18 protein-coding genes are annotated in these 16,514 nt (G+C 70.5%); 5 read left to right on the top strand and 13 right to left on the bottom strand.

All coding sequences use genetic code 11. The annotated features are described in order from the left end of the window. Positions 1 to 6: 6 nt before the first annotated feature. The 8 genes from pgsA to BGO46_RS08265 form a co-directional block, all read right to left on the bottom strand. A complete protein-coding gene (gene pgsA, locus BGO46_RS08230) occupies positions 7 to 594 on the bottom strand; it encodes a CDP-diacylglycerol--glycerol-3-phosphate 3-phosphatidyltransferase (protein WP_292678638.1) in 588 nt (195 codons plus the stop codon). Between the two features lie 32 nt (positions 595 to 626). Next, entirely contained in the window at positions 627 to 3,323 is a 2,697-nt protein-coding gene (locus tag BGO46_RS08235; RefSeq protein ID WP_292678641.1) for a DNA translocase FtsK, read from the bottom strand. Between the two features lie 116 nt (positions 3,324 to 3,439). Beyond that, positions 3,440 to 3,934: a GNAT family N-acetyltransferase gene (locus BGO46_RS08240; protein ID WP_292678643.1), complete on the bottom strand. Its 495-nt coding sequence runs from the start codon at positions 3,932 to 3,934 to the stop codon at positions 3,440 to 3,442. Positions 3,935 to 3,957: 23 nt separating this feature from the next. Continuing rightward, positions 3,958 to 5,634 (bottom strand): ribonuclease J, encoded by a 1,677-nt coding sequence (locus tag BGO46_RS08245; RefSeq protein WP_292678646.1) that lies wholly within the window; start codon positions 5,632 to 5,634, stop codon positions 3,958 to 3,960. Between the two features lie 63 nt (positions 5,635 to 5,697). Continuing rightward, on the bottom strand, positions 5,698 to 6,675 hold the full coding sequence (gene dapA, locus BGO46_RS08250; RefSeq protein WP_292678649.1) for a 4-hydroxy-tetrahydrodipicolinate synthase: 978 nt from the start codon (positions 6,673 to 6,675) through the stop codon (positions 5,698 to 5,700). A 72-nt stretch (positions 6,676 to 6,747) separates the two neighbouring features. Continuing rightward, on the bottom strand, positions 6,748 to 7,512 hold the full coding sequence (locus tag BGO46_RS08255; protein ID WP_292678652.1) for an SDR family oxidoreductase: 765 nt from the start codon (positions 7,510 to 7,512) through the stop codon (positions 6,748 to 6,750). A gap of 150 nt (positions 7,513 to 7,662) precedes the next feature. Further along, entirely contained in the window at positions 7,663 to 8,163 is a 501-nt protein-coding gene (locus tag BGO46_RS08260; protein ID WP_292678654.1) for a dihydrofolate reductase, read from the bottom strand. Then, positions 8,160 to 8,972 (bottom strand): thymidylate synthase, encoded by an 813-nt coding sequence (locus tag BGO46_RS08265; protein ID WP_292678657.1) that lies wholly within the window; start codon positions 8,970 to 8,972, stop codon positions 8,160 to 8,162. Before BGO46_RS08265 ends, BGO46_RS08260 begins: the two co-directional genes overlap by 4 nt. A 145-nt stretch (positions 8,973 to 9,117) precedes the next feature. On the opposite strand from BGO46_RS08265, the gene BGO46_RS08270 reads away from it, so the two are divergent. The 4 genes from BGO46_RS08270 (at position 9,118) to BGO46_RS08285 (ending at position 11,523) form a co-directional block, all read left to right on the top strand. Beyond that, positions 9,118 to 9,555 (top strand): thioredoxin family protein, encoded by a 438-nt coding sequence (locus tag BGO46_RS08270; protein WP_292678660.1) that lies wholly within the window; start codon positions 9,118 to 9,120, stop codon positions 9,553 to 9,555. Further along, a complete protein-coding gene (locus BGO46_RS08275) occupies positions 9,542 to 10,114 on the top strand; it encodes a DUF4395 domain-containing protein (RefSeq protein WP_292678663.1) in 573 nt (190 codons plus the stop codon). The genes BGO46_RS08270 and BGO46_RS08275 overlap by 14 nt, the downstream gene beginning before the upstream one ends. Before the next feature lie 79 nt (positions 10,115 to 10,193). Then, the gene (locus BGO46_RS08280; RefSeq protein ID WP_292678666.1) at positions 10,194 to 10,619 is read left to right on the top strand and encodes an OsmC family peroxiredoxin; all 426 of its coding nucleotides are present in this window, start codon (positions 10,194 to 10,196) and stop codon (positions 10,617 to 10,619) included. Then, positions 10,612 to 11,523, top strand: coding sequence for a TIGR01777 family oxidoreductase (locus BGO46_RS08285; RefSeq protein WP_292678669.1), 912 nt, complete (start codon positions 10,612 to 10,614; stop codon positions 11,521 to 11,523). Before BGO46_RS08280 ends, BGO46_RS08285 begins: the two co-directional genes overlap by 8 nt. A 270-nt stretch (positions 11,524 to 11,793) precedes the next feature. On the opposite strand, the gene BGO46_RS08290 is transcribed toward BGO46_RS08285, so the two are convergent. Both BGO46_RS08290 and BGO46_RS08295 read right to left on the bottom strand, forming a co-directional pair. Further along, positions 11,794 to 12,246 carry a hypothetical protein gene (locus BGO46_RS08290; protein WP_292678671.1) on the bottom strand — a complete coding sequence of 151 codons (453 nt, stop codon included), beginning with the start codon at positions 12,244 to 12,246 and terminating at the stop codon, positions 11,794 to 11,796. Next, complete coding sequence (locus tag BGO46_RS08295) at positions 12,243 to 13,058, bottom strand: dihydrodipicolinate reductase C-terminal domain-containing protein (RefSeq protein WP_292678674.1); 816 nt, start codon at positions 13,056 to 13,058, stop codon at positions 12,243 to 12,245. The genes BGO46_RS08290 and BGO46_RS08295 overlap by 4 nt, the downstream gene beginning before the upstream one ends. Positions 13,059 to 13,101: 43 nt before the next feature. Between BGO46_RS08295 and BGO46_RS08300 the strand changes: the two genes are divergently transcribed. Next, positions 13,102 to 13,578 (top strand): GNAT family N-acetyltransferase, encoded by a 477-nt coding sequence (locus tag BGO46_RS08300; RefSeq protein ID WP_292678677.1) that lies wholly within the window; start codon positions 13,102 to 13,104, stop codon positions 13,576 to 13,578. A gap of 165 nt (positions 13,579 to 13,743) precedes the next feature. On the opposite strand, the gene BGO46_RS08305 is transcribed toward BGO46_RS08300, so the two are convergent. The 3 genes from BGO46_RS08305 to BGO46_RS08315 form a co-directional block, all read right to left on the bottom strand. Continuing rightward, positions 13,744 to 14,592, bottom strand: a complete 849-nt coding sequence (locus BGO46_RS08305) for an aminoglycoside phosphotransferase family protein (RefSeq protein WP_292678679.1) — start codon at positions 14,590 to 14,592, stop codon at positions 13,744 to 13,746. Between the two features lie 5 nt (positions 14,593 to 14,597). Continuing rightward, complete coding sequence (locus tag BGO46_RS08310) at positions 14,598 to 15,197, bottom strand: histidine phosphatase family protein (RefSeq protein ID WP_292678682.1); 600 nt, start codon at positions 15,195 to 15,197, stop codon at positions 14,598 to 14,600. Between the two features lie 98 nt (positions 15,198 to 15,295). Continuing rightward, entirely contained in the window at positions 15,296 to 16,363 is a 1,068-nt protein-coding gene (locus BGO46_RS08315) for an aldo/keto reductase (protein WP_292678686.1), read from the bottom strand. Between the last annotated feature and the right edge of the window lie 151 nt (positions 16,364 to 16,514).

Genomic DNA, 16,514 nt, shown 5'->3' on the forward strand with positions numbered 1-16,514 from the left:
GAGAACTCACGCGCGCCCCCCTTCCGAGGAGGGGCGGGATGCCCGGGCGCCGCGCACCTCGGTGACGACGTAGTCGACGCCGCTCGCGACCGTCAGGAGCACGGCGATCCACATCGCGACGGTGTTCACGACGTGGATCCAGTCCCCCACGATCGTCCACAGCGGCAGCAGCGCGAGCGAGAGCGCAACGGCCTGCGCAACGGTCTTGAGCTTGCCCATCCAGGCGGCCGCCACGACGTGGTTGCTCGCGACGATGAGCCGGTGCACCGTGACGCCGATCTCGCGCACGAGGACGAGGATCGTGACCCACCACGGCAGCTCGCCGAGGATCGACAGTCCCACGAACGCGCAACCGGTCAGGGCCTTGTCGGCGATCGGGTCGAGCAGCTTGCCGAGGTCGGTGACGATCTCGTACTTCCGTGCGAGGTACCCGTCGATGCCGTCGGTCGCGATCGCGACGATGAACAGCACTGCCGCCCACCAGCGCAGTGCGCCGTCGGCGCCGGCATCCGCCAGCAGCATCCAGAGGAAGATCGGCGCGCAGAAGATGCGCACGATCGTGATCGCGTTGGGCAGTTGCCGGGGGATGGCCACGAGCCGAGCCTACCTTTCGAACCCGGCGCGGGTCAGTCACGCCCGGTCAGGCCCCAGGCGTCCTCAGACTCGTCTTCGCTGTCCACGACCTCGTAGCCGTCGAACTGGGCGTTCACGGCGTCGGGCCCGTAGCCGTCCGGCGCGGGCGCCGCAGCGGCCGCGGGCGGCTCGTCGCCGCGCAGCCGCGCGAGCACTTCGGGCAGCTGGTCGGGCGTCACGAGGACGTCGCGGGCTTTAGACCCCTCGGACGGGCCGACGATCTCGCGCGACTCGAGCAGGTCCATGAGGCGCCCGGCCTTCGCGAAGCCGACGCGGAGCTTGCGCTGCAGCATCGAGGTCGAGCCGAACTGCGTCGAGATGATCTGTTCGGCGGCGGCCAGCAGAAGCTCGAGGTCGTCACCGATGTCGGCGTCGACTTCCTTCTTCTCGGCGACGGCCTGCACGTCGGCGCGGTACTCGGGCCGTGCCTGGTTCTTGACGTGGCTGACGACCTTCTCGATCTCGCTCTCGGCGACCCAGGCTCCCTGCACGCGCAGCGCCTTGGACGCCCCCATCGGCAGGAACAGGCCGTCGCCCTGCCCGATGAGCCGGTCGGCACCGGGCTGGTCGAGGATGACGCGCGAGTCGGTGACGCTCGTCACGGCGAACGCGAGACGCGAGGGCACGTTGGCCTTGATGAGGCCCGTCACGACGTCGACCGACGGCCGCTGCGTCGCGAGGACGAGGTGGATGCCGCTCGCGCGGGCCAGCTGTGTGATGCGCACGATCGAGTCTTCGACGTCGCGCGGGGCGACCATCATGAGGTCGGCGAGCTCATCGACGACGACCAGCAGGTACGGGTAGGGCTTGAGTACGCGCTCGCTGCCGACGGGGAGGTTGATCTCCCCCGCGATGACGGCCTTGTTGAAGTCGTCGATGTGGCGGAACCCGAACGACGCGAGGTCGTCGTACCGCATGTCCATCTCCTTGACGACCCACTGCAGCGCCTCGGCGGCCTTCTTGGGGTTCGTGATGATGGGGGTGATCAGGTGCGGAACGCCCGCGTAGCTGGTGAGCTCGACGCGCTTCGGGTCGATCAGCACCATCCGCACTTCCGACGGCTTGGCGCGCATCAGCAGCGACGTGATCATCGAGTTCACGAAGCTCGACTTGCCCGATCCGGTGGAACCGGCCACGAGCAGGTGGGGCATCTTCGCGAGGTTCGCGACGACGTAGCCGCCGCCGACGTCCTTGCCCACACCGATCGTCATCGGGTGGGTCTGGCTCGTCGCGGCCGGCGAGCGCAGCACGTCGCCGAGCGTCACGATCTCGCGGTCGGTGTTGGGGATCTCAACCCCGATCGCGCTCTTGCCGGGGATCGGCGCGAGGATGCGGACCTCGTTGGATGCCACGGCGTACGCGATGTTGTTGGTCAGCGCGGTGATGCGCTCGACCTTCACGCCCGGGCCGAGCTCGATCTCGTACTGCGTCACTGTCGGGCCGCGCGAGAAGCCCGTCACCTTGGCATCCACCGAGAACTGCTCGAACACGTTCATCACGGCGCGCACGATCGCGTCGTTCGCCTCGGAGCGGGCCTTGGGCGGCGTGCCCTGCGCGAGCGCCGTCACGGCGGGCAGGCGGTACGGCGCCTGCGGCGGCTGACCGTCGTGGTCGTCGCCGAGGCCGGAGATGCCGGGCAGGATGCCGTCGTCGAGGATGATCTCGCCGCTGTCCTCGCGGATGCCCGTGTCGGCCTTGCGCGCCGCGCGCTTCGCGCTCGCGATGACGGCGGGGTCGAGGACCTCGGTCGCGGCGTCGGGCAGCGGCGGCATCGGCGGCACCGCCGGCGTCGCGATGGCCTGGTCGAAGCCACCCGCGCCGCTCGTGCTGAGCAGTTCGGTCAGATCGTCGGCGCCGAGGTTGCCGTCGGCATCCTCTTCACGGCCCGTCTTGTTGCGGCGCCACCACGGCGTGCCGGCATCCTTCTCGTCGCCTTCCTCGGCGCCGAAGGCGACGGTGGGGCCGGTCGCCGTGGCATCCTCAGGCTGCGGACGTTCGGCGTCGAACATCCACGCGTAGAGTTCGCCGAGGCGACGCCCGATGCGGTTGGGCGGCGTCTTGGTGAGGATCAGCACGCTCAGCACGGTCAGGATGCCGAGGACGAGATACGCCCCGATCTCGGTGAGGATCGTCAGCGGCTCGCCCACCATCCAGCCGAACAGGCCACCGGCTTCGCTGAGGGCGGGCAGGCCCGACTTGGGCTGCGGACGTCCGCCGGCGACGTGGCAGAACCCCGCGATGGCGAGGATGAACAGGCCGAAGCCGATGCCGATGCGGCCGTTGTCGTGGACGGACGGCGGATGCCGGAAGAGCCAGCCCGCGAGCAGAAGCAACAGCACCGGCATGATGAAGGCCTCGCGGCCGATGAGTGCGCCGACCGTGAACGCGCTGATGTTGGTGCCGGCATCGGTGCCGATCATGAACCACTCGACGATGGCGCCCGCGATCGCGAGCAGCACGAGGAGGAACGGGAAGCCGTCGCGGCGCTGGTCCTTCTCGAGCGACTCTGAGCCGAACGCGCGGAACATGCCGCCGGTCGCATGCGCCAGGCCGAGCCATGCGCGCACGAACACGGGCGGCTTGTCGACGTCGTCGACGTAGCGCTTGGGCGCCGGATCGGGCTTGCGGGCGCGCGACGAGGAGCCCTTCGCCGACGCGCGGGCGTTCGTGGGCGTGCTCGATCGTGCCATTACTCCACGGTAGGCGCACCGGCCCGGGATTCCGCGGATTGACGCGGCCCCTCGACAAGCTCGGAGGCCAGTCTGCGCGCGCGGCCCCTCGACAAGCTCGGGGGCCAGGGGCGCGGTCAGCGGAGGCGCTTGACCATCGTGCTGCGGCCGTGGCCGGCCGCGGTCACAGCGAAGCCCTCGCTGCGATAGAAGGTCTGCGCGAAGTTGCCGCGCTCGACCGACAGGCTGATGCGGCCGAAGCCCTGCGCCCGGGCGTGCTCGCACAGCTGCTGAAGCAGGGCGCGCCCCACGCCGTGGGCGCGCCAGATGGGCCGCACGCCGATGATGAGCTCGGGCACCCCCGTGCCGACGTAGCCGAACCCGGGATCGGTGCGCGGCAGCATCCGATACCAGGCGGCGCCGACGGGGCTGTCCTGCGCGTCGACCGCGATGAACCCGGCATCCCCCGGCCGCATCCACCCGGTGACGTACCGACTGTGGTCAGAGCTGGTCATCACCTGGTGCTTCGGCCGGGCGCCGCCCTCGCGCCAGTTCGCAGCCTCCACCACCATGTCGCCGAGGGAGGCGCCATCGGCCTGGACGGCCGGTCGAAGACGGAACGACGCTGCCATGGCCAGATGTTAGCCGGAGTGTGTTACGCCTCGATGACGAGCGGCACGATCATGGGGCGGCGACGCAGCTGCTGGTTGACCCAGCGACCGATCGTGCGGCGCACGACCTGCGACAGCGCATGCGTGTCGCGGACGCCCGACTGCGCGGCCTCGGTGAGGGCGGCGGCGATCTTGGGCTTGACCGAGTCGAAGACGCTGTCGTCCTCGGCGAAACCGCGCGCGTGGATCTCGGGCCCCGTGATGATCCGGCCGCTCGAGGCATCCACCACGACGATCACCGAGATGAAGCCCTCTTCGCCGAGGATGCGGCGGTCCTTGAGGTCGGCGTCGGTGATCTCACCGACGGTCGAGCCGTCGACGTAGACGAAGCCGAGGTCGAGCTGCCCGACGACCTTCGCGACGCCGTCACGCAGGTCGACGACGGTGCCGTTCTCGGCGATGATCGTGTTCTCTGCCGGGATGCCCGTGTCTTGCGCGAGCTTCGCGTTGGCCATCAGGTGCCGGTACTCGCCGTGCACGGGCATGACGTTGCGCGGCTGCAGGATGTTGTAGCAGTACAGCAGCTCGCCGGCGGCGGCGTGACCCGAGACGTGGACCTTCGCGTTGCCCTTGTGCACGACGTTGGCGCCGAGCTTGGTGAGCCCGTCGATGACGCGGTAGACGGCGTTCTCGTTGCCCGGGATGAGGCTGGATGCCAGGATCACGGTGTCGCCGGGACCGGGCTCGATCGCGTGGTCGAGGTTCGCCATGCGGCTGAGCACAGCCATCGGTTCGCCCTGCGAACCGGTCGACATGTAGACGATCTTGTCGTCGGGCAGGTCTTGCGCCTTCTTGTAGTCGATCAGCACGCCGTCCGGCACGCGCAGGTAGCCGAGGTCCTCGGCGATCGTCATGTTGCGCACCATCGAGCGGCCGAGGAAGGCGACGCGCCGACCGTTCGCGGCGGCTGCGTCGATGACCTGCTGCACGCGGTGCACGTGGCTCGAGAAGCTCGCGACGATGACGCGGCGCGGGGCCTTCGCGATGACCTGGTCCAGAACCGGCCCGATCGCGCGCTCGGTGGGCGTGAAGCCGGGGACGTCGGCGTTCGTCGAGTCGACGAGGAACAGGTCGACCCCGTCTTCGCCGAGGCTCGCGAACGCGCGGAGGTCGGTGAGGCGCCCGTCCAGCGGCAGCTGGTCCATCTTGAAGTCACCCGTGGCGAGCACGGTGCCAGCATCCGTGTGGATGGCGACGGCGAGGGCATCCGGAATCGAGTGGTTGACCGCGACGAACTCGAGGTCGAACGGGCCGACCTCTTCCTCTTCGCCTTCGGCGACGGTGAGCGTGTACGCCTTGATGCGGTGCTCCTTGAGCTTCGCCTCGACGAGCGCGAGCGTGAGCTGCGAGCCGATGAGGGGAATGTCGCTCTTGAGCTTGAGCAGGTACGGTACGGCGCCGATGTGGTCTTCGTGACCGTGCGTCAGCACGAGGCCGACGACGTCATCGAGCCGGTTCTTGATCGGCTCGAAGTCGGGCAGGATCAGGTCGACACCGGGCTGGTGCTCTTCGGGGAACAGCACCCCGCAGTCGACGATCAGCAGCTTGCCGTCGTACTCGAAGACGGTCATGTTGCGGCCGACCTCGCCGAGCCCGCCGAGCGGGATGACACGCAGGCTGCCCTTCTCGAGGGCAGGGGCTTCGTAGACGTTCGTGGGCATCGGATGCCTCCTTCGGACACCGGCCACATGGCCGGGCATCCGTGATCATGAGTTCGTGCGGTGTCAGCGAGTCGTGCCGTGCACCTTGGGGAGCGCTCCGCCGGCGGCCGCGTTGCGGTCGGGGCGGAAGTTGGAGAAGTCGGCGCCCTCGACGCCCTTGACGAGCGCCAGCTCGTCTTCGATGAGTGCGGCCTCCCATTCCTCCGGCCCCACGAGGGGCAGGCGGACGCGGGGGCTGGAGATGCGGCCGAGGCCGTGCAGGATGTACTTCGCGCTGACGGTGCCGGGCACGTGTGTCATGACGGCGCGCACGAGCGGTTCGAGGCTCTGGTGCGCGGCGGTCGCGGCGGCGAGGTCGCCGCGGTTCACGGCATCCACCATCACGCGGTACGGGGCCGCCGTGATGTTCGCGGTGACGCCGATGAGGCCCGTCGCGCCGATCGCCATGTGCGGCAGCGCGTTCGCGTCATCACCCGAGAAGTACAGCAGGTCGGTCTGGTTGAGCACGCGGCTGACCTCGCTGAAGTCACCCTTGGCGTCTTTCACGGCGAGGATGTTCGGGTGCTTGGCGAGGCGCAGGATCGTCTCGTACTTGATCGGCACACCCGTGCGGCCCGGGATGTCGTAGAGGATCACGGGCAGGTCGGTCGCGTCGGCGACGAGGCGGAAGTGCGTGAGGATGCCCGCCTGCGTGGGCTTGTTGTAGTACGGCGTGACGATCATGATGCCGTCGGCGCCAGCCTTCTCACTGGCTTTGTAGAGCTCGATCGCGTGCGCGGTCTCGTTCGAGCCACCGCCCGTGATGATCTTGGCGCGGCCCGCGGCGACGTCCTTGCCGACCTCGACGAGACGGAGCTTCTCGGGGTCGGTGAGGGTGGAGGTCTCGCCCGTCGTGCCCGTGACGACGATGCCGTCGGCGCCCGCCGTGATGACGTCGTCCATGTGCTTCTCGACAGCGGGCCAGTCGACCTCACCGTCGGCCGTCATCGGAGTGACGAGCGCGACGAGAACCTGTCCGAAGGGGTTGCCCGTGTGCGTCATGCCTCAAGGCTAGCGGGTCGAGGGTGTGGTTTCGGTGCGGGGTTTCGATGGGTGCGGGTGCTCTTGGGGAGGTCAGCGGCCCGTGCGGGCGAGGCGGGCGGCGAGCGGCGCGGGCAGCAGGCGCACGGCGCCGACCAGAATCTTGTAGCGCAGCGACGGGATCGAGACGGCCTTGCCCTGCGCGGCGTCGCGCAGCGCCTCGCGGACGACGTCTGAGGCATCCAGCCACAGGAACGCCGGGATGCCCTCGTGCCCGGGCGCGAGTCCGAGCCGCGCGTGGAAGTTCGTGTGCGTGAAGCCCGGGCAGACGGCCGTGACGGTGACCCCGCGGGGTGCGTAGACGGCGTTCGCCCAGCGACTGAACGAGACGATCCACGCCTTGACGGCGCCGTAGGTGCCGCGGGGCATGAAGGCGGCGACGGATGCCACGTTGATGATCCGTCCGCTCCCCCGCCCGAGCATCGCGTTCAGCGCGGCGTGGCTCAGGCGCATCGTGGCGCGCACGTGCAGGTTGAGGTGTCGCTGCTCATCGGTGAAGTCGTTCGCGGCGAAGTCGAGGTCGAGGCCGAAACCGGCGTTGTTGACGAGGATGCCGATCGGTCGCTCCGGATCGGACAGCCGCTCCGCCACCGACTCGAGCCCCTCGTCGTCGACGAGATCGGCGACGAGCACCTCGATCTCGACCCGGTGGTCGGCCCGCAGTCGCGCGGCGATCTCCTCGAGCGCCGCGCGGTCGCGCGCGACGAGGACGAGATCCGCCCCACGCGCCGCGAGCTGGTGCGCGAACTCCGCGCCGAGGCCCGAACTCGCTCCCGTGATCAGCGCCGTCTTCGCCATGCGCCCAGCCTACGGGGGCCTCAGCCGTGCAGTTCGGGAGGAGATTTCGCTTCGGGAGGATGAATCGGGCGGATATCTCCTCCGGAACGGAAATCTCCTCCCGAAGCGCAGGCCGCGGGCGCGGCTGCCCGGGGTGGGCGCCCCGCGCCCTCAGCCCCGAATCAGGGTGAGGAAGCGGTACGGCACCCCGCTGCGCGACACGGCCCAGCCGTCGGCGGGCTCGACCCCGGCGACAGCCCAGCCGGAGCGATCCGGGGCGAACGTGTCGCCGTCCGCGATCTCGAGGTCGAGCTCGGTCACCTCGAGCACGTCGGCACGCTCGATCGCCTCCGCGAACAGCCCGGCGCCGCCGATGACCCAGGCATCCGGCGCGGATGCCACGAGCGCGAGCGCGGTATCCAGCGACGACGCGCGCTCCGCGCCGTCTGCTTCCCAGGCGCCGTTGCGCGTCACGACGATGTTGCGCCGCCCGGGCAGCGGTCGGAACCGCTCGGGGAACGAATCCCACGTGCGCCGCCCCATGATGACGGGGGCGCCGGTCGTCTTCGCACGGAAGTGGGCGAGGTCTTCCGGCACGTGCCAGGGCATCCCGCCGTCACGCCCGATGACGCGCCCGCGCGCCTCGGCCCAGATCAGGCCGAGTCTGGTCATACCGCCACCGCGGCGCGGATGGCGGGGTGGTGCTGATAGTTCTCGACCACAATGTCTTCGAACGTGTAGTCGAAGATCGAGTCGGGCTTACGTGCGAAGCTCAGCGTCGGATACGGGTACGGGTCGCGGGAGAGCTGCTCGCGCACCTGCTCGACGTGGTTGTCGTACACGTGGCAGTCGCCGCCGGTCCACACGAAGTCGCCCGGCTGAAGACCCGTCTGCTGCGCGATCATGAGCGTCAGCAGCGCGTACGAGGCGATGTTGAACGGCACCCCGAGGAACATGTCGGCAGAGCGCTGGTACAGCTGGCACGAGAGCTTGCCGTCGGCGACGTAGAACTGGAACAGCGCGTGGCACGGCGCGAGCGCCATGTTCGGGATGTCGGCCGGGTTCCACGCCGACACGATGAGCCGGCGCGAGTCGGGGTTCGTGCGGATCTGCTCGATCACCTGGGTGATCTGGTCGATCGGCTCGCCCGACGGCGTCGGCCACGACCGCCACTGCACGCCGTAGACGGGGCCGAGCTCGCCCGAGGTATCCGCCCATTCATCCCAGATCGTGACGCCGTTCTCCTGCAGCCAACTCACGTTCGACTCACCGCGCAGGAACCACAGCAGCTCGTAGACGATCGACTTCAGGTGCACGCGCTTGGTCGTGATCAGCGGGAAGCCCTGCGCCAGGTCGAAGCGGATCTGCCGCCCGAACACGCTCGTGGTGCCGGTTCCGGTGCGATCGTCCTTGTGCACACCGTCTGCGAGCACCTCACGCAGGAGGTCTTCGTAGGGGGTGGGAATGGATGCCGCGCTCACGCTGCCAGACTACCGGCGGCCACCCCTACCCGGGGCCGGCCGCGCGGGGGTGAATGTGACATCGCGTCGTCATACGGCGACCAGCAGGTGTCACACGGCGGCATCCGGCGCTCATACCGGTCTCAGCCCCGTAAACTACTCGGTTGTGAACCTTCCCGCCGCCGTCCTCATCCTCACCGCGCTGCTCGCGGTGACGGTCGGCGTCGGCGTGTTCCTGCGCTGGCAGCAGAACCGGCCGCGCCACCTCGACCCGAGCGAGGTCGTCGAACCCGAGCGCCTGGGCGCCGATACCCTCGGCGAGCGCGCGACGCTGCTGCAGTTCAGCACCGAGATGTGCAGCCGCTGCCCCGGCGTCCACCGCACGCTCGACGCGATCGCCGGATCGTACGACGGCGTCCTGCACCTCGACGTCGACCTGACGCATCGCCCCGACATCGCGAAGCACTTCCACGTGCTGCAGACTCCGACGACGCTGATCCTCGACCGTGATGGCGTCGTGCAGACGCGCTTCGGCGGAACACCCAGCCGCACAGCCGTCGAACTCGAGCTCGCCCGCATCACGACGGAGGATGCCCGTGTCTGAGACCCCCGCCGGCATTGATCCGCGCGGGCCGCGCTTCGCGGCCGGCATCACCGCCGTGCTGCTGCTGGTCGCGACGTTCCTGAGCCTCGTCGGCTCGTCCACCGCGCGCAGCTTTGGGTGGTTCGGCTACCAGCCCCTCGCCGCCGAGACGTACGCGACGGGGAGCTTCGTGCTGCCCACCCTCAGCGTCGCCGAGCGGGCCGCCGACCCGGGCTTCCTGCTGACGCTCGTGATCGCGCTGCTGTTCCTGTGGGGCGTGCTCTCGCCGCGCACGGCGCCGTGGGGTGCGCTCTTCCGCCGGTTCGTGCAGCCGCGTCTGGCGCCGCCGACCGACCTCGAAGACCCGCGGCCTCCGCGCTTCGCGCAGGGCGTCGGCCTGTTCGTGACAGCGGTCGGGTTGGTCCTGCACCTGGTGGGCGTGCCGTGGGCGTTGCCGATCGCCGCCGCCATGGCGTTCATCGCCGCGTTCCTCAACGCTGTGTTCGGCCTGTGCCTCGGATGCCAGCTGTACCTCGTGCTGCAGCGGGCGGGCATCGTCGGTCGCGCCGCGACCGCCTGACCCCTCCCCTGGTCCGCTCGCGCCGTCTAGGCTCGAGACAGGTGCGAACGCGCCCCGATCCGACCCAGGAGGAGCCATCATGAGCGTGACCAGCGAAGCGACCACCAGTTGGAAGGGCAGCCTGTTCGAGGGAGCCGGCGACGTCGCGCTCGAGAGCTCCAACCAGGGGCCGTTCGCTGTCAACTGGAAGGCGCGCAGCGAGGGCTCCACGTCGGTGACGACGCCGGAAGAGCTCATCGCGGCGGCGCACTCGTCGTGCTACAGCATGGCGCTGTCGAACGCCCTCGCGCAGAATGGCACCCCGCCCGAGACGGTCGAGACGACGGCATCCGTCACCTTCATCCCGGGCACCGGGATCACCGGATCGCACCTCAACGTCAACGCCGTCGTGCCGGGCCTGTCGGCCGAGGACTTCGCGCGCATCGCGGACGAGGCGAAGGTCGGATGCCCCGTGTCGGCCGCGCTCGCGGGCATCGAGATCACCCTCGAGGCAACGCTTGCCTGATGCCGCAGGGCGCGTCGTCGTGGCCGGTTCGTCCGGTCTGATCGGCGGCGCGCTCGTCGCAGCGCTGCGCGCGGACGGCGTCGAAGTCACGCGGCTCGTGCGCCGTGCCGCAACCGCGCCGGACGAGGTCTCGTGGGATCCGCAGCGTGAGCGACTCGATCCCGCGGTGCTCGAGGGCGCCCGCGCGGTCGTGGGGCTCAACGGCGCGAGCATCGGGCGCTTCCCCTGGACGCGCCGCTACAAGCACGACCTCGTGTGGTCGCGCATCGCGCCGACGCAGGCGATCGCCGCCGCGGTGCGGGCGCTCGGCGACGACGCCCCGGCGCTGGTCTCGGGCTCGGCGGTCGGGTACTACCCGTCGGCGCCCGGTGTGCGATTGACGGAGGATTCCCCGCGCGGCGACACGTTCCTGGCCGATCTGTGCGGCGAGTGGGAGACGGCGGCGCGCAGCGCCGGGCCTGCCGCGCGCGTCGCACTGCTGCGCACCGCGCCCGTCGTGCACGCCGAGGGCGTGCTCGCGCCACTGCTCACGCTCACGCGGTTCGGCGTGTCGGGGCCGATCGGCCGCGGCACGCAGGTGTGGCCGTGGATCTCGCTGACCGACGAGGTGCGCGCGATTCGGCACGTGATCGACAGCGATCTGGACGGACCCGTCAACCTCACCGGGCCGACGCGGGCCACCGCAAACGATCTCGGCTTCGCGCTCGCGGTGCGCATGAACCGCCCCTACCTCGTGCGGGCGCCGGAGTGGGGCATGCGGGCGGTGCTCGGCACGGATGCGACCGAAGCACTGCTGACCTGCGACATGGATGTCGCGCCGGCCGCGCTCGAGGCATCCGGCTTCACCTTCACGCACGCGACCGTCGAGGATGCCGTCGCCGCGGCCGTCCCCGCCGCGGCGTAGCGCCGCGCGGTCACGCGCTCCGCGCGGCGCGGCCCGCGGTCACGCGCTCCGCGCGGCGCGGCCCGCGGTCACGCGCTCCGCGCGGCGCGGCCCGCGGTCGTGGTCTCCACCGTGCCGCCGCAATAACTCAGGATCGAGTGGTCGGCGTCGGGCGGCCGACCGCGGAATGACGCGGCGCGCCCATGGGCGGGGCCGCGCATCTCCTGAGTTATTGCGGCGGGCGGTTCACCAGCCCCGCGCGGTTGCGCGCACGGCCGGTCCGGCGGCCGGTCAGCGCGAGCGGCGGTCGGCCCGCTCGAGGGCGATGGCCTTGCGCAGCGCGCCGCGGGCGCGCTTGCGGTCGCCGGCACCGTCGTAGGCCAATCCGAGCCGGAACCACGCGCGCCAATCGTCCGGGTGTGCCTCGACGTCCGCGCGGTAGATGGGGAACAGGGCATCCGCCTGGTCACGATCGGGGCGGCCGCTGGGGTGCACGTCGAGCTGCTCCTGCGGCAGCGCGTCGTCGGCTTCGAGCTGTCGTGCGAGGCGGTGGGCACCGAACCCGAACGCCATTTCACGCCACAGCGCCCACGCAGCGATGCCCGGCAACACGATCAGGGCGATGCCCATCGCGACGCCGATCGGCTCCCCCGACACCAGCAGCAGCCACGCGCGCTGCGCGACGAGCACGATGTACAGCCCGAGCAGCACCGCCATGATGGCGGCGCCGATCCGCGCGCTCATGCGCCGGTGGCGCGGGCGACCTGACCGGGAACCGCACCCTCGTCGACGGGTGCCTCGTCTGCCGCTGCCGCCCGCGGGCCGAGGCCGAGGTCGATCAGCGCGTCGAGCCCGACGGTCACGCCGCGCGCATCACGGGCGGCGGCAAGCGCAACACGGATGCCCGGAGCGTACGCGAGTGCCGGGTCGATCGTGTCGTGCACGATCATCACCGATTCACCCGGCCCCGACAGGATCGTCTCCTGACGCGCGACCACGCCGGGGCGACGCAGCGAGTGGATCGGGACGCTCGCAACCTGCTGCCCGCGCGCACGCTGGTCGACGTGCGGCGACTCGACGGGCCCGACTTCGTCGCGCGCGGCGGCGATGAGCTCAGCGGTGCGCACGGCGGTGCCGCTGGGCGAGTCGATCTTGGTCTCGCGGTGCGCCTCGACGATCTCCACCGACGGGAAGTGCGGCGCGGCGGCGGCGGCCAGGGCCGACCCGATGACCGAGCCGAGCGAGAAGTTCGGGATGAACACGACGCCGGTGCCGGCAGCCTCGACGAGGGGACGCACGAGCGCGATCCGCTCGGTCGACCAGCCCGACGTGCCGACCAGGACGTTGATACCACGCTCGATCGCGGCACGCACGACGTCGATGGAAATGCCGGGCGTCGACGCGTCGACGACCAGGTCGGCGCCGTCGATCTCGGCAAGGTCGCTGCGCGAGCCCAGCACTGCGACCACGTCGAAGCCGGGCTCCGCGTCGATCACGGCGCGGATGATCCCGCCGAGCTTGCCGCTGCCGCCCACGAGGGCCACTCTCGTCGTCATGCCTCCAGCGTAGGCCGTCGCGCGATGGGGTTACGCTCTGTGCATGGTGCGCCTCGAACCCCTCGCCGCTGACGACCCGCGCGCGCTCGTGCTGCTGACCGCGTACTTCGCGATGCGCGGCGAGGCGTTCCCGAAGGGCCAGACCTACCAGCCCACGTTCCCCGCGGCATCCGTCTTCACTCCCCCGGCCGGGATCTTCCTCGTCGCCGTCGACGACGACGGCAACGACGTCGGGTGCGGAGGCATCCGTCGCATCGACGACGGACCCCTCGGCATCCGGTACGAAGTCAAGCACCTGTACATCGACCCGTCGACGCGCGGTCGCGGCTGGGGACGCGTGCTGCTGGAGGGTCTCGAACAACAGGCCAGGGCGTGGGATGCCTCGGAGTTGGTCCTCGACACCCATCACACCCTCGAGGCGGCCGGCGCCCTCTACGCGCGCAGCGGCTTCGCCCCGATCGAGCCCTACAACGCCAACCCCAACGCGACGCGCTGGTACGCGAAGGCGCTCACGGCCTGACCCTGCGCGCCGGGCGCGGTCGGCGGGGCCGCGAGGCCGTCGGAGCCAACTGCAAGGGATCGTGCGCGACACGCCGGTGCAGGATGCCTCCGCACGGCGTGTCGCGCCGCGCGGCCTTGCAGTTAGCGTGCGCCCTCCGCGCGCCGCGCCGCGCCGCGCGCCGCGTCAGTCCCCCGCGAGCTGCGTGAGAGCGTGCGCCGACATGGCGCGCAGCGCGGGATCGCCACGCACGAGGGTCGCCATCGCGACGGCCCAGCCGCGCGCGCGGCGCCACGTGGCCTCGTCATAGCGAGCACCCAAACGCGCGCGGAAGGCCGCGCGCCCGGCCGCGGTGAAGCCCGTCCACGCGATCGCCAGGTCGCACGCGGGGTCTCCTCCGCACAGGTCGCCGAAATCGATCACGGCAGACAGCGCACCGCACTCGTTCACGACAAGGTTCCCCACGTGCACGTCGCCGTGCACCCAGACCGGCGGCCGCGTCCACTCCGGCGCGGCGAGCGCGTCTTCCCAGATCGCCTGCAACGCAGGCATCCCCGCCACGCGTTCACGCACGGCGTCGTCGCGCACGCGCAGAGGAACTCCGCGCACAGGATTGTGCGGCGCCTCAACCGGGGATGCCACGTGCAGCGCCGACAGGAAGTCAGCCACCTGCGGGGCGAACCCGTCCCGCACCTGGTCGGGTGCATCGGCAGCAGAAATGCCCTCGAACCAGGGCACGACGCTCCAATGCCACGGGTAGTCACGACTCGGCACACCCAGCGCGACCGCGGTCGGCACCGGCACCGGCAGATGCGGCGCAAGCTCGGGCAGCCACCGCTGCTCGTTCTCGATGAGTTCGGCCGCGACCTCCCTTCGCGGCAGCCGGACGGCCAGGTGGTCGCCGAGGCGGAATACCTCGTTGTCCCACCCGTTCGCGACCAGGCGTAGCGGACCGCGCAGGTGTGGATGCTGCGCGGCGAGCAGCGCATCGACATCCTCGACCGTCAGCGTCACCTCGGCAGAAGGCTGGACCACGGCGCTCAGACCGGCGGCGTCTCGGGCAGGCCCGTGCGCAGCTCCATCGGCAGGTGCGAGAGGTCGTTGTGCGACACGAGCACCCACGGCCGGCCCGGTCGCTGCGCGAGCACGGTCAGGCCGCAGTGTGCCTGGTTGATCGTCATCCAGCGCCACTCCGGGGCATCCAGCACCTCGCGCACGAACCAGCCGATCACGAAATTGTGCGTGATGAGCAGCTCGTGCGCGTCGTTCTTGCGCACCAGGAACTCCGAGACGGCGTCGGACATCTGCGCCCGCCCCGCATCGATGTCGGCCTCGGTGACCGCCCCGAAGAACGCCTCGTACACCGACGGCATCCCCGCGACAGGACCCGTCGGGATGCAGTCGAACAGCAGCGACGACGGCTCCGGCGTCACGGCCGGCAGTCGTTCGGCGACAGCGCGCGCGGTCTCGGCGGCGCGCTCGAGGGGCGAGTGCCAGACGACATCCAGCGGCACGCCCGACAGGCGATCAGCCAGGAGCTCCGCCTGACGCCGACCGCGCGACGACAACGGCCCGTCCTCGAGCCCGTGCTCCGCGTCCATGTGCTCGCCGTGGCGCACAAGGTACAGATAATGCGTCACTGATCACTCATCTCGCCGCGGGCCGGGGCTCTCTTCCACCCTACGTCAGCACGCCGACGTGATGACGACCGCAGGCCGACGGTAAGCCTGCGCGACGACTACTGCGAGGCCTTGGCGATCTCGGCCAGTTGTGCGCGGCTGAGGCTCACACCGACGCCCTGCATGAGCTCTTCCACGTGCTGCACGGCGAAGGCGTTCACAATCGGCGCGACGACGGTGCGCTGCGCCAGCAGCCACGCGATCGCGACCGCAGAGGTGGGGATCGACAGCTCTGCGCCGATCCGGTCGAGGGCCCGCAGCGTGCGCGTGCCGCGGCGGTTCATCGCGGCTGCCAGCTGCGACCCGCGCACCGACGCGGCGACCTGCGAGCGCGACCGGTGGATGCCGGCGAGGTAGCCGTGCTCGAGCGCCTGCGACGGCGTGACGGCGATGCCCTGTGCCCCGGCGACCAGGCGCAGGTCGTCGTCGAACTCGCTACGCCGCAGCACGTTGTAGGGGACGTCCAACACCGTCAGGCGCGGGTAACCGGCGGATGCCAGGATGCGCGCCTCGACCAGCTGCGCGGCGGAGTACCCGAACGCACCCAGCGCACGCACCTTGCCGGCCTCGACGAGCCACTCGGCCGTCGCGAGCGAGTCTTCGAGGGATGCCTGCGTATCGGTCGTCGCGTCGAGGTACAGGACGTCGATGCGGTCGGTCTGCAGCCGCGTCAGCGACGCCTCGACGGAACGGATGAGGTTGACCGACCCGAGACCGGGGTGATCGATGTTGGTGCCCACACGGACGCCCAGGACCAAGGAATCGCGGATGCCACGGCGCGCCATCCACTCGCCGATGATGTACTCGCTGCGCCCCGCGGAGTACCCGTCGGACGTGTTCAGCGCGTTGCCGCCGCGCTCGAGGTAGGCATCCAGAATCGCGTGCGCGGCCGTCAGATCGACGTGCCAGCCGAACTCGGCGCCGCCCAGGACGAGCGGGAAGACGCGCAGGCCGGTCTCACCCAGCGGAACGCGCACGGCAGCGCCGACCGGCGCGCCCTGCACGGGGATCGGGGCGGACGGGTGCACGAGCGGCCCCGTCGCGGTCGTCACAGCCGTGCGGACGTCGTTCGCGGCGGAGTCGGGGCGCGGTGAGGAAGGCGTGGTTCCTACGCCGAAGAATCCCATACCCACCCCCTTCGCGATGTGCGGTGGAGGCTGCCGGTTCGTCAGCATCCCCCGATGCCGTAGTACCGAGGGTAGGCCAGGCCTCCGACAGAACCGGGGAATGAGGCAAAGCAGCGGTAAACATTCGATAACGCTTTGACATACACCCTCG

The sequence above is a fragment of the Microbacterium sp. 70-16 genome (genome assembly GCF_001898315.1).
In the GTDB taxonomy this organism is placed as follows: domain Bacteria; phylum Actinomycetota; class Actinomycetes; order Actinomycetales; family Microbacteriaceae; genus Microbacterium.